Raw genomic sequence first — 11,284 nt, forward strand, 5'->3', positions numbered from 1 at the left:
ATTTCAGCCGTTCGGGTACTCCACAAAATAAGCATCCCGCAATGCATCTCCGAGCAAGCGGCCTTCCGAATAGCCGTTGAGCGTCGCAGGCCGGCTCACGCCATCGAGGAGGCGCGGGCAAGGTTCCGGCGCGCCGAGCACGGTGCGGACCGGAATGCGCTCGGCATAGATCGGCAATTCGTAGTCCTCATCGTCGTCGGCCACACCCTTGGCGCGGATCTTGGCCGAGGCTTCCTCGATCTCCATCGCGATGAAAGACGTCGCCTTGATCTCCTGGGTGTTGCTCGCCCTGAGGCTCGCGGTGCGATCGGGGAAGAAGCGATCGACCATGGCGACCACCGCCTGCTCCTTCTCATCAGGGTCGGTGACGAGATAAGCGGTGCCGAACGCCATCACCGCGCGATAGTCGGCGGAATGGTTGAAGCCGCAGCGCGCCAGCACGAGGCTGTCGAGATGGGCGACCGTGAGGCAGACGCGCTCGCCTTTGGTCTGGTTGCGCAGCATGCGGCTGGCGCTCGAGCCGTGCCAATAGAGCTTCGTGCCCTCGCGCCAGAAGAAGGTCGGCGTGCAATAGGGCTGGCCGTCGATGACGTAGGAGACGTGGCACAGCATCGAGGAATCCAGGATGCGGTGAACCGTCTCGTGATCGTAGAAGCCGCGGTCGTGACGGCGCTTGACCTGGTTGCGCGCCGACGTCGGGTAGGAATTTTGGCTTTCGGTCTGGCTCACAGCCGCTCCTGTCGGGATTGGAACAATTCCAGGAGAGTTGTAGCGGCCAATTTGGTCTGCGATAGTGCCAATTCCATGCGAAAGATTCCGACCAATTCTCTGCCGCCCGCCAAGGCGGAGCTACCGCTCGACCTCACCGGGCCACACATCACGCCAGGTGCCTCCGCCGCGCACCGGCTGTATCAGGCGCTTTGCGAGATGATCGTCTCCGGTCTGGTCAAGCCCGGCGAGCCGTTGCCGCCGTCGCGCACGCTGGCCAAGCAGACGGGCTTTCGCCGCAACGCCGTCGTCACTGCCTATGAGCGCCTGATCGCCGACGGCTTTGCCGACGCGACCGTCGGCTCCGGCACCTTCGTTGCGGCGCGCATTCCCGCGCGCGCGACTGAACCGAACAAGCCGAAGATCGTGGTCGAGGCGCCCCGGCAAGGCGCGTTCGCGCTCGGCTGCACCCATATCGACGAGCGCGCGGTGCAGCGTTTTCGCGCCTTCGTCGGCCGGCGCATGCGCGCCTTCGGATCCGAGCATCTGCACTATGGCGATCCCCGCGGCAGCCGCGAGCTGCGCGCGGCGATCGCCGATCATCTGCTGTCGGCGCGCGGGCTGCGCTGCGACCCTGATCAGATCATGCTCACGTCAGGCACGCTGCATGCGCTCCGCATCGTGCTGAGCGCGATCCTGAAGGCGGGCGATCAGGTGTGGTGCGAGGACCCCGGCTACCCGGCGGCGCGAAAGACCATCGCGCATTGCGGCTATCGCGCCGTGCCCGTCCCCGTCGACGAGCATGGGATGCGTGTCGCCAAGGGCCGCACCGCGGCGCCGTCTGCGCGCGCGGCCTATGTGACGCCGTCGCACCAGTTTCCGCTGGGCGTGCAGATGTCGATGCCGCGGCGGCTTGAGCTGCTGGATTGGGCGAAGCAGGCCGGCTCCTTCGTGCTGGAGGACGATTACGACAGCGAGTTCCGGTATGACGGCGCGCCGCTGATGTCGCTCGCCGGCATCGATCACCTTCAGCCGCACGCGCGGCACTCGACCGCTTTCCCGGCACGCTGATGGAAGGCGCCGTCGCAGACATGCTCAATTCCGGCGCCTTCGCCGCGAACCTGAAGCGGGTCCGGAAACTCTATCGCGAAGCGCGCGACGCGCTGGCCGAGACGCTGGAAGCCGCATCCGAGGGCGCGCTGTCGGTGCCGGTGCCCTCGCAAGGGCTGCACCTTGTCGCCCGGTTCGATCCGGCGGTCGACCTGTCGGTCGCTGCAGAGGCCAAGCAGACCGCAAGTGCGGAAGGCTGGCTCCTCGCCGACACCTATTCTCGCGCGCGTCCCCTGCCCGGCTTCGTGCTGGGATTTTCGGGGCATGCGGTTCCTGAGCTCGTGGCCTCCGCCCGGCGGCTCGCGCGGGAATCGCGCGCAGCCCTGCGCACCAGAACCAAATCGGCCCAGCGGGCGTGACGAAGGTTCACTATCAGAATCGCCGGCCCGTCCCTACATTGCGGCTTCAATGCCGGGACCTCTCATCATGCTTCTGCGCCGTGCAGCCTGCCTCTCGCTCCTGATCTCCGCCGCGCTCGTGACGACGGCGCATGCCGTCACCGTCGGACGCGAGCAGGACATCCCCGATCTCAAGCTCGGTCAGCGCGTGCAGGTGGACGACGGAACCTGCCCCGCCGGACAGGTCAAGGAGGTGCGGGGCTCGAAGATGACCGACAAGGGCGTGGCGCGGACCGCCACCTGCGTGCCGCGCTACGGTCCGAAATCGAAATAGCGGATCAGGATTTCGCGGGATCGAACATGCACTGAAGGGTCGGCTTGGCGATCTTGGTGAAGGTCGGGCCGATCTCGCTCTGCTTGGACGCCGGCACCCAGTCGGTTTCGATGGTCGGCACGCCGGTTTCGCTGATGCCGCGCAGCAGCGCCTCACGCAAATCGCGGTCCTCGACGGCGGCGGCGGCGTGATCATGCAGGCAGCCGCACACCTCCTCCGGATGCTCCCAGCGTCCGAGCATGCGCGGCGCGCACTGGCGCACGAATTCGCTGCGAGGATCCGGTAGCCGCGAGGGAGCGCGGACCTGTGCCTGGGCGGCGCTGATCATCAGAACAGCTACGAATGCGGCGACACAGAAGCGAACGATCATGACGGCCTTCATCGGCTGATGTTCTTGAAGGCGATCAGAAGCGCGCAGCGACCACGATCGGCTGCTGCGCTGGAGTAACGGGTGAGCCGCTGTACTGGAAGGTGCCGACGCCGGGGATATTGCCGTCCGGCGTGCCCGCAAACGAGGAACCCGCGAGCACGAAACCGAAAGCAAGGATGAAGCTGAGTGCGCGCATGATCGTGTGTCCCATTCCGTGGCCGGCGATCCGCCGTCGTCGTCGTGACGCTGATAACCATGCGTCGTTTCGCGCGTGATGCGCCAAAAGCCGAAAATGGTTTCGTCTTTGTGAGAATTGTTTCGTCGCAGCCGGAGCGACGAAACATTCGGCGGAAAATCTCAATCTTTTCAGATGGCTCGCCCGGCAGCTCAAAGCCTCTTCGCAAGTGCGTCCAAGCCGGAAGGGATGCCGCGCACGGCACTCCGTCACGCCCGTGCCTTCCACACTTCACATGCATTTTACGTTTTTCTGCTGAAGAAGAGCCCGAACGAAGGCTGGGCCCGATCGAACGCGAGACGCTTCGGCCGCGACCCAAGCCATCGAAACCAGGACGCCCGGCACACCGGGCGCAATCACGTGAGGGATGGCCATCATGATGGCGCAAGATCGCGCAGCGGCGCGCGACGCGGAGACGGGCCGCGCCGAGCAACAACCTGTTCGCAGCCGCGTCGCCTCTGCCGGCGCGATGTCGCTACAGTCGAGCCGCGGCTATGAAGCTTCGCCACAAGCCTTCGTGCGGCTGACCGGCTCGCATCTGGCAAAGCCACGCAGTCGCATCGTGGCTGGGTGAACACAAGTGCGTCACTGAGTGAAGAATTCGCCGCACTTCTGGATGCTGGCGTCTGCCGGTCCCCACGGCATGATCGGCACGGTCGAGGTCGAGTTCTTCGGCGAGCCCTCGATCAGCTTGTCCGAATAAACCATGTAGACCAGCACGTTGCGCTTGGCGTCGCAGCCGCGCACGATTTGCATCTTCTTGAAGAACAGCGAGCGGCGATGGCGAAACATGTCGTCGCCCTGCTCCATCTTGTTCTTGAACTTGATCGGGCCGACCTGGCGGCAGGCCAGCGAGATGTCCGAGACCTCCTCGGCGAGGCCCAGCCAACCCTTGAAGCCGCCCTTCTCCGGCACGGTAAAGTGACAGGCCACGCCCTCGACTTCGGGGTCGTCCAGGCCATAGGTCGCGAGCTTGTCGTTCGGGCTCATCCATTTGAACACGGTGGAGCGGCGGAAGATCAGATCGGGCTCGTCGGCGGCGGATGCGGAAGCTGTCGGCACAGCCAGAGCCAAGAGGAATAAAGCGAGGCCTTTCAAGCGGATGCTGGAAAGACCGGGGAAACGAGATGACATGAAGTTCTCCGGTAACAAGTCCCCGCAATGTAGGGAGGTGCTAGCCGGAGAGGAAGACGACGGGCCGCCAAGCCCGGCTGCCATTTACCGCTCCGTGAGGCTTTTTTGCTACGTCCTGGACAAAAGTAGCGGACCATGGAACCGCCGTGCTGGTGAACGCATGACCCCTCTGCGAGACTAATGTCTGATTTGGATTGTGGATTCGAGGATGAACAGCGTGAACGGGTCCGGTTTCTCTACCAAGCCGGCGCGGCTGTGGCAGGTCGCCATTTTGACGGCGGCGGGTGCGATCGGCACGACCAGCCGGGCCGACGCAGCGTTTTATTATTGGACGGATTATTCCGACGGATCCTATTACGCCCGGCAGGAGCGGCATCCCGAAATCCCGCGCCAGAAGCCGCCAAAGCATGGCCTCTCCGGCAAGAAAAAAGAAGTCGTCGCCGAGAAGGAAGCCGGCACGAAGCCGCAAGGGCCGCTCGTCATCGTCGTCTCGATCGAACGGCAGAAGGTGACGATCTACGACGGCAACGGCGTGTTCGCAGAATCGCCCGTGTCGACCGGCATGAAGGGCCACTCGACGCCGATGGGTGTGTTCAGCGTCATCCAGAAACACAAATTCCACCACTCCAACATCTATAGCGGCGCGCCGATGCCGTACATGCAGCGGATCACCTGGTCCGGTGTCGCCATGCATGCCGGCGTGCTGCCGGGTTATCCGGCCTCGCATGGCTGCATCCGCATGCCGATGGCATTTGCGGTGAAGATGTGGAACTGGACCAAGATGGGCGCGCGCGTCATCGTCGCCCCCGGCCAGATGTCGCCGCAAAGCTTCTCGCATCCGCTGCTCGCCTCCGTGCGCGTGCCGCCGCAGCCCGCCGCCAGCCTCGAGCCGCAGACCAATGTCGGCGACAAGGCCGACAAGGGCGCGGCCGATGTCAAGGCGGCTGAAGCAAAGCCGGTCGAAACGAAGACTGCGAGCGCCGATGGCGTGCTTGAGCTCCGCTCCTCGGTCGGTCACAACGTGATGTCGGACGTGACGACCGGCAATGCGCCGGCACGCGACGAGGCCACCGCGCCGGCCGACAAGATCGAAGGGCCCGCCCCATCCGAGACGAAGATGGCCGAGGCCTCTGATGCGGCCAAGCCAGCGGCCTCCGCCAACGAAAAGCCCGCCGATAAGGTCGAGGCTGCAAAGACCGAGCCGGCGAGCGCACCGAAATCCGAACCGGCGAAGTCCGAAGCGACCAAGGCCGAATCCGCCGACAGCGCCAAGAAGCCCGACGCGGCCGTGACCGCGACGGCGCCCGCGCCGGATGCCAAGAAGGACGAGACCCGGATCGCAGACCCTGCGCCGGCGGCAAAGCCGGAAGCGCCCAAGCGCGCCGGCCAGATCGCGGTCTTCATCAGCCGCAAGGATTCCAAGCTCTACGTGCGGCAGAACTTTGCGCCGCTGTTCGAGGTGCCGATCACGATCGCCGCGAGCGACCGGCCGCTCGGCACCCATGTCTTCACCGCCGAGGTCGACAAGACCGATGCCAATGCACTGCATTGGTCGGTGGTGTCGCTGCCGGTCTCGGTCCGCGCCGCCGCGCGCGAGGACGACGGACGCGTGTCGCGCCGCAAGGGTGGCGCCGTCGTGATCCCGGTCGCCGCCAAGCCCGTGGTCACACCGGACAGCCCGGCGGAAGCGCTCGACCGCATCACGATCCCCGCCGACACCATGGCGAAGATCAACGAGATGCTGACATCGGGCGGCTCGATCATCGTCTCCGACCAGGGCATCAACCAGGGCGAGACCGGCGAAGGCACCGACTTCATCGTTCGCCTGTATTAGCCCGCGCGTCGCCACGTCCGATAACGCGGTGTTGAGCGGCCCGATCGCGCCGGCGGAGTAACATCCACCCCGGATCATTTCGGGGACGCCGTCATGATGAACCGCAGGACCATGCTGATCGCGGCGCTTGCAGGCACGCTCGCGCCGGCGGGCCGCGCGCTCGCCGACGGCGGCATGAGCCGGATCTCGGCCTACGCCTTTTCCTTCCCCGCCTTGTCAGGCGACTCAGGCGACGACATCCGCCTTGCCGCCTTCACCGGCAAACCGCTGCTGGTGGTCAACACCGCCTCGCTGTGCGGCTACACCCCGCAATATGCCGGCCTGCAGGAGCTCTGGAGCGAGTTTCGCGAGCGCGGACTGACCGTGATCGGTGTGCCCTCCAACGACTTCGGCGGTCAGGAGCCTGGCGGCACCAGCGAGATCACGGAGACCGCGCACCACCAATATGGCGTGACCTTCCCGATCACCGCCAAGTCGGTCGTGGTCGGGGCGAAAGCGCACCCGTTCTACAAATGGGCGGCCGAGGCGCGCCCCCGGGAAGTTCCGCGCTGGAACTTCCACAAATACCTGATCGGCCGCGACGGCTATATCGCCGAGGTATTTTCATCCGCGGTCGAGCCGGCCGACACCCGGGTCAAGACGGCCATCGCCAAGGCGCTGGCCGACAGTTGAGGCGCTCAACCGCAATCCGGCTGGGCACAATTGTGGCGGGGCGCCAAACAGCCGTTGCAATGGCGAGGGCCCACCATCTAGGCTAGGATCGTTTGGGGCAGGATGGGTTTTGCCGCAGGCGAAAAGCCGCGGCGGAACAACGGGATCAATCTCGAGGACAACACCATGCGTGTGGCGGCAGGACTGATTTTGGCAAGTGCGATGTCTCTTGCAATGACGGGCGCGGCATGGTCGCAGACCCCGGCCGCGAAGCCCGCAGCCGCGACGCAAGCCGCACCGGCGGCGGCGCCCGCTGCTGCAGCTCCTCCCGCGGCAGCCGCTGCGCCCGCGGGCTTCGTCAATCCGCCCCCGCCGCAACAGGCGCCGCAGCCGGCGCGCGCCGCCTGCAACACGCCGGGCGCGCTGGGCGTTGCCCGCACCGTCGAGATTGACACCACCGGCGGTCCCGGGTTCGGCTTCGAGCACTTCAAGGAGCTCGACTTCCTGCGCGACCACGAGGTGGTCCTGACCTTCGACGACGGCCCCTGGCCGAAGAACACGCCCGCGGTGCTGAAGGCGCTCGCCGATGAATGCACCACCGGCATCTTCTTCTCGATCGGCAAGCACGCGACCTACGAGCCGGAGATTCTCAAGCAGGTCTATGCAGCCGGCCACACCGTGGGCAGCCACACCTGGTCGCACGCCAACCTCAACAACAAGAAGCTCAACGAAGCGCAGCGCAAGGAAGAGATCGAGAAGGGCCTGTCCGCGGTCAAGTGGGCGCTCGGCGGCATCTCGCCCTCGCCCTTCTTCCGCTTCCCGGCGCTGCAGCATCCGCCGGAGATGGTCACCTATCTCGGCAACCGCAACATCGGGATCTTCTCCTGCGACATCGACTCCTTCGACTTCAAGGCATCCAAGCCCGAGAAGGTGATCGAGACCGTGATGAAAAAGCTCGAGAACAAGGGCAAGGGCATCATCCTGATGCACGACTTCCAGAAGCACACCGCGGAAGCCCTGCCCGAGCTGCTCAAGCGCCTGAAGGCCGGCGGTTACAAGGTGGTGGCGATGCGCGCCAAATTCCCGGCCTCGACGCTGCCGGAATACGACCAGGAGTTGCTCAAGGACGTTAAGCTGCCGACGGTGAGCCAGCGTCCGGTGAATTCCGTGGTGACGACAGTTTCCGAATAGAAATTGTCTTTCCGGTTCGAAGGCTACGTCATTGTCTCAGCGGACGGCATGCTCGCCGACGCTGCGCATGTGATGCCGGACAGTCTGAAGTTCGAAGGCGACAAGCTGTTCTTCGAGCAGGCACTCGATCGCGCCGCGCTGATCGTGCACGGCCGCCACTCGCACGAGCAGCAGCCGAACTCGCCGAAGCGAAAGCGCCTGATCCTGACCCGCAAGATCAAGGCACTCACCGTCGATCCGGAGATGCCGCACGCGACGCTGTGGAATCCGGAGCATGCCAGCTTCGAGGAGGCCTGCGCCTTCGCCGACGTCCCTTCCGGTACCGTCGCGATCATCGGCGGCCCCGTCGTGTTCGACAAGTTCATGGACCGCTACGACACCTTCTGGCTGTCGGAGGCTCCGCATGTGCGGCTGCCCGGCGGCGAAGGCTGTTTTGTCGGCGTGCCGGCGCGGACGCCGCATGAGGTGCTCGCCTCGCACGGGATGAAACCCGACGCGCCGTATTTACTCGACGCGGCCCATGAGGTGACCGTGACTCCGTGGCGGCGGGCCGGAGGCGCCAACTAAAACTCAAAAAACAACCCCATGCAAAGTACCGGTATCTTAATACCGGCATCTATTGCACCTTGTTGCCACGCAAATAGGGCTCCGCTCGTGGCGCTACTCGACGCTTGATCGGGTCAAATTGGATTTCTGGAGTTCAGCGCGCACGTCCTTGAGAACGCTGCTCCAATCGCCCGGCTGAGGCTGCCGGAATTGCCGCAGCGTCGGATACCAGGGGCTGTCATCGCGGTTCAGCAGCCAGCGCCAGCACCGGTCGAACCGATTGAGCAGCCAGACAGGGCGGCCAAGCGCGCCTGCAAGATGCACCACGGCGGTGTCGACGCCGATGATGAGGTCGAGTGCCTCGATCAGCGCGGCGGTTTCGCCGAAGTCGTGGAGATCATCCGTCCAATCATACAGGAACAGACCGGTCGGCGGCGACTGGCTGGCCGCCGGCCCCTTCTGCAGCGAGACGAAACTTATCCCCGGCAGATCTGCCAGCTCCGAAAAGCGGTCGAGCGAAATCGATCGGCGCCGGTCGCCGCTCATCGTCTGGTTGCCTGCCCAGACGAGGCCGACCCTGAGGCCATCGAGCTGCCCGACCCGTTGCCGCCAGGCCGCCACGCGTTGCGGATCGGCCCGCAGATAGGGCACCTCTCGCGGGATGGTTTCGAGCGTGGTGCCAAGGGCGCGCGGCAAGCTCAACAGCGGACAATGCAGATCGAACGGCGGCAGCGGATCGCCCAGCGCGACGATGCTCTGAAGTCCCGGCACCTCCGCCAAGAGCGGCGCAAGGAGCGGCAGCAACGCCCGCTGAACCTCGAGGACGACCCGCCGCCCCGCCGCGATCGCCGGCACGAAGCGAACGAACTGGAGCGTGTCGCCCAGGCCCTGCTCGGCATGCAGCAGCAGGACGCGATCACCGATATCTTCTCCACCCCAGAGCGGCTGGCTGAAGCCACGCAGATGCGGCTTTTTCTTCGCCTGCTTCCACCGCCACTCATATTCCCGCCAGCCTTCGTCGAACTGGCCGGCCAGCAACAGTGAGGCCGCCAGGTTGAAATGCGCGTCGGCATAATCCGGCCTTTGCGACACCGCCGTTCGCAGGGTCTGAATGGATTCATCAGGCCGCCCAAGATCGAACAGCACGGCGCCGAGATTGTTGAGCGCCTCCGGCAAGGCCGGATCGTGAGCGAGAGCGACCCGATAGCACGGCTCTGCGTCGTGGAAACGACCGGCCTCGCGAAGGGCATTGCCGAGGGTCAGTTGCGCGGGAAAATAGTCCGGCTCCAGACGCAAAGCTTCCCTGGTGTAGGCTTCCGCCTCTTCCAGCCTCCCCTGGAGTCGCAGCAAGTCACCGAGATTGTTCAAGGCCCCGGCGAAAGCTGGCTTGAGCTTGCAGGCTTCGCGAAGCTTCACCTCCGCCTCGTCGAAACGGCCCAACTTGATGAGAAGACCACCAAGATTGTTATGGACGTCCGCAAATGCCGGGTCGAGGCGCAGGGCCTCGCGATAGCAACGCTCGCATTCCTCGAAAGCGGACAGATTGAACAGCACTACCCCAAGGTTGCAATGGGCCGCCGCAAAATCCGGCCGCTGCCGCAGCACATGGCGAAACTCGCCGATCGCATCGTCGAACTGCTTCCGCCTGGCCAGCAGATTGGCGAGATTGAAACGGGCATCGACTTGAGCGCGGGCGACGTTGAGGTCGAGTCCGGCGGGACGTCGCAGCACGAGCCGATAATGGGCCTCCGCGCCCGTGAGGTCCCCGCACTCACCCAGCAGGGTGCCGAGCTGATTATGCACATCCAGATTGTCGGGTTTGTGCAGCAGCGCTTGCCGGTAGCTCGCGATGGCCTCGTCCCTTCGTCCGAGAGCGCGCAGAGCAGCGGCCATGTTGCCATGATGGACGCTGTTGGAGGGCTGAAGCTTTACGACGCGGGTGATGATATCGAGCGCCCTGTCGGGCTGGTCTGCCTGGAGCAAGGCAACTCCCAGGAGGTGCAGACAGTCGGCATGATCCGGCTGGGATGTCAGTATCTGCCGATAAATCGCCTCCGCTTGCGGCAGGCGGCCTGCGCGATGGTGCGCCAGAGCGGCCTCGAATGATGCGGAACCCGACGACGCTTCAGCATACATTGCGATGGGCCCCCTCATCGATGCGACTACGAGAGGTGCGAGGCGGATGCCCCTTCACGCATTCGAATGCTGAGGACTCCTCGAATCTGCCTCACACCTCGCTCCCCGCCATTCTGCGGCAGCGACCTTGCGCGAAGCTGGGCTCATCCCGTGCGACATATGAGCCTACACGTCCCCGTAGGCGGACTCGGCCGGGCGCGTGGTGCGGCCGTAGCCGATGATCATGCAGAGCGCGCCGATGATCGCGAGATTCTTCAACGCGTCGACCACCATCTTGGCGTTGTCGGGCGCTGCCAGATTCCAGAAATCGGCGAACAGGAAGGTCGAGACCGCGATGTAGATGATCATCAGCATCGCGAAGAAGCGCGCGCCGAAATTCAGCGCGATCATCAGGCCTGCGATGATCTCGAGCCCGCCCACCGCGATCGCCAGCAGTTGTGGCGTGGTCATCGCGGTCGCCGTCTCGATCTGCTTGGCGTAGGGCTCGATCGCTTCAGGCACCACGATCTTGCCGGCGATGAAATCCGCCGTTGCCTGGATAGCAAAGAGCTTGGTCGCGCCCGTGTAGATGAACAGCACGGCGAACAGGATCCGTCCGAAAGTCACGAACGCTGGCATGATCGGCCTCTTGGCTCAGGCTTATTGAAATCGGAATTTGGACGAAAGCGCCCGGCGATTATGAAGAGTCGTGCGCCGG

The 11,284-nt window shown here is 64.6% G+C and carries 13 protein-coding genes and 1 pseudogene; 8 read left to right on the forward strand and 6 right to left on the reverse strand.

Features of this window, described 5'->3' with window-relative positions; genetic code table 11:
- Positions 1-3: 3 nt before the first annotated feature.
- Positions 4-729 (reverse strand): pyridoxamine 5'-phosphate oxidase family protein, encoded by a 726-nt coding sequence (locus QA642_RS27135; RefSeq protein ID WP_283079588.1) that lies wholly within the window; start codon positions 727-729, stop codon positions 4-6.
- A gap of 75 nt (positions 730-804) precedes the next feature.
- Between QA642_RS27135 and QA642_RS27140 the strand changes: the two are divergent.
- Positions 805-2,177 (forward strand): annotated as a pseudogene (locus QA642_RS27140) (PLP-dependent aminotransferase family protein).
- A 67-nt stretch (positions 2,178-2,244) separates the two neighbouring features.
- Positions 2,245-2,490, forward strand: coding sequence for a DUF6719 family protein (locus tag QA642_RS27145; protein WP_283079589.1), 246 nt, complete (start codon positions 2,245-2,247; stop codon positions 2,488-2,490).
- 4 nt (positions 2,491-2,494) lie between these two features.
- Here the strand turns inward: QA642_RS27145 and QA642_RS27150 are convergent, their stop codons facing one another.
- The gene (locus tag QA642_RS27150; RefSeq protein ID WP_283086987.1) at positions 2,495-2,860 is read right to left on the reverse strand and encodes a hypothetical protein; all 366 of its coding nucleotides are present in this window, start codon (positions 2,858-2,860) and stop codon (positions 2,495-2,497) included.
- Between the two features lie 34 nt (positions 2,861-2,894).
- The gene (locus tag QA642_RS27155; protein WP_283079590.1) at positions 2,895-3,056 is read right to left on the reverse strand and encodes a hypothetical protein; all 162 of its coding nucleotides are present in this window, start codon (positions 3,054-3,056) and stop codon (positions 2,895-2,897) included.
- A 415-nt stretch (positions 3,057-3,471) separates the two neighbouring features.
- Here QA642_RS27155 and QA642_RS27160 point away from each other — a divergent pair, with 415 nt between their 5' ends.
- Positions 3,472-3,669 (forward strand): hypothetical protein, encoded by a 198-nt coding sequence (locus tag QA642_RS27160; protein ID WP_283079591.1) that lies wholly within the window; start codon positions 3,472-3,474, stop codon positions 3,667-3,669.
- 11 nt (positions 3,670-3,680) lie between these two features.
- On the opposite strand, the gene QA642_RS27165 is transcribed toward QA642_RS27160, so the two are convergent.
- A complete protein-coding gene (locus QA642_RS27165; RefSeq protein ID WP_283079592.1) occupies positions 3,681-4,229 on the reverse strand; it encodes a CreA family protein in 549 nt (182 codons plus the stop codon).
- 208 nt (positions 4,230-4,437) lie between these two features.
- Here QA642_RS27165 and QA642_RS27170 point away from each other — a divergent pair, with 208 nt between their 5' ends.
- The 4 genes from QA642_RS27170 (at position 4,438) to QA642_RS27185 (ending at position 8,472) form a co-directional block, all read left to right on the forward strand.
- Entirely contained in the window at positions 4,438-6,063 is a 1,626-nt protein-coding gene (locus QA642_RS27170) for a L,D-transpeptidase family protein (RefSeq protein ID WP_283079593.1), read from the forward strand.
- A gap of 93 nt (positions 6,064-6,156) precedes the next feature.
- Entirely contained in the window at positions 6,157-6,735 is a 579-nt protein-coding gene (locus QA642_RS27175; RefSeq protein WP_283079594.1) for a glutathione peroxidase, read from the forward strand.
- Between the two features lie 165 nt (positions 6,736-6,900).
- Positions 6,901-7,905, forward strand: a complete 1,005-nt coding sequence (locus QA642_RS27180; protein ID WP_283086988.1) for a polysaccharide deacetylase family protein — start codon at positions 6,901-6,903, stop codon at positions 7,903-7,905.
- A gap of 3 nt (positions 7,906-7,908) precedes the next feature.
- Positions 7,909-8,472 carry a dihydrofolate reductase gene (locus QA642_RS27185; protein ID WP_283079595.1) on the forward strand — a complete coding sequence of 188 codons (564 nt, stop codon included), beginning with the start codon at positions 7,909-7,911 and terminating at the stop codon, positions 8,470-8,472.
- A gap of 93 nt (positions 8,473-8,565) precedes the next feature.
- Here QA642_RS27185 and QA642_RS27190 read toward each other — a convergent pair whose 3' ends face one another.
- A complete protein-coding gene (locus tag QA642_RS27190) occupies positions 8,566-9,747 on the reverse strand; it encodes a tetratricopeptide repeat-containing glycosyltransferase family protein (RefSeq protein WP_283086989.1) in 1,182 nt (393 codons plus the stop codon).
- On the opposite strand from QA642_RS27190, the gene QA642_RS27195 reads away from it, so the two are divergent.
- Positions 9,637-10,557, forward strand: a complete 921-nt coding sequence (locus QA642_RS27195) for a hypothetical protein (protein ID WP_283087151.1) — start codon at positions 9,637-9,639, stop codon at positions 10,555-10,557. The two genes, QA642_RS27190 and QA642_RS27195, sit on opposite strands and share 111 nt — an antisense overlap.
- A gap of 195 nt (positions 10,558-10,752) precedes the next feature.
- On the opposite strand, the gene QA642_RS27200 is transcribed toward QA642_RS27195, so the two are convergent.
- Positions 10,753-11,205 carry a DoxX family membrane protein gene (locus tag QA642_RS27200; protein WP_283079596.1) on the reverse strand — a complete coding sequence of 151 codons (453 nt, stop codon included), beginning with the start codon at positions 11,203-11,205 and terminating at the stop codon, positions 10,753-10,755.
- Positions 11,206-11,284: the final 79 nt, after the last annotated feature.

The sequence above is a fragment of the Bradyrhizobium sp. CB2312 genome, from assembly GCF_029714425.1.
Classification (GTDB): Bacteria; Pseudomonadota; Alphaproteobacteria; order Rhizobiales; family Xanthobacteraceae; genus Bradyrhizobium.

Coding starts and splice junctions, on each gene's coding strand:
- QA642_RS27145 (WP_283079589.1), top strand. CDS start 2,245: ATGCTTCTGCGCCGTGCAGCCTGCCTCTCGCTCCTGATCTCCGCCGCG.
- QA642_RS27150 (WP_283086987.1), bottom strand. CDS start 2,860: ATGATCGTTCGCTTCTGTGTCGCCGCATTCGTAGCTGTTCTGATGATC.
- QA642_RS27155 (WP_283079590.1), bottom strand. CDS start 3,056: ATGCGCGCACTCAGCTTCATCCTTGCTTTCGGTTTCGTGCTCGCGGGT.
- QA642_RS27160 (WP_283079591.1), top strand. CDS start 3,472: ATGATGGCGCAAGATCGCGCAGCGGCGCGCGACGCGGAGACGGGCCGC.
- QA642_RS27165 (WP_283079592.1), bottom strand. CDS start 4,229: ATGTCATCTCGTTTCCCCGGTCTTTCCAGCATCCGCTTGAAAGGCCTC.
- QA642_RS27170 (WP_283079593.1), top strand. CDS start 4,438: ATGAACAGCGTGAACGGGTCCGGTTTCTCTACCAAGCCGGCGCGGCTG.
- QA642_RS27175 (WP_283079594.1), top strand. CDS start 6,157: ATGATGAACCGCAGGACCATGCTGATCGCGGCGCTTGCAGGCACGCTC.
- QA642_RS27180 (WP_283086988.1), top strand. CDS start 6,901: ATGCGTGTGGCGGCAGGACTGATTTTGGCAAGTGCGATGTCTCTTGCA.
- QA642_RS27200 (WP_283079596.1), bottom strand. CDS start 11,205: ATGCCAGCGTTCGTGACTTTCGGACGGATCCTGTTCGCCGTGCTGTTC.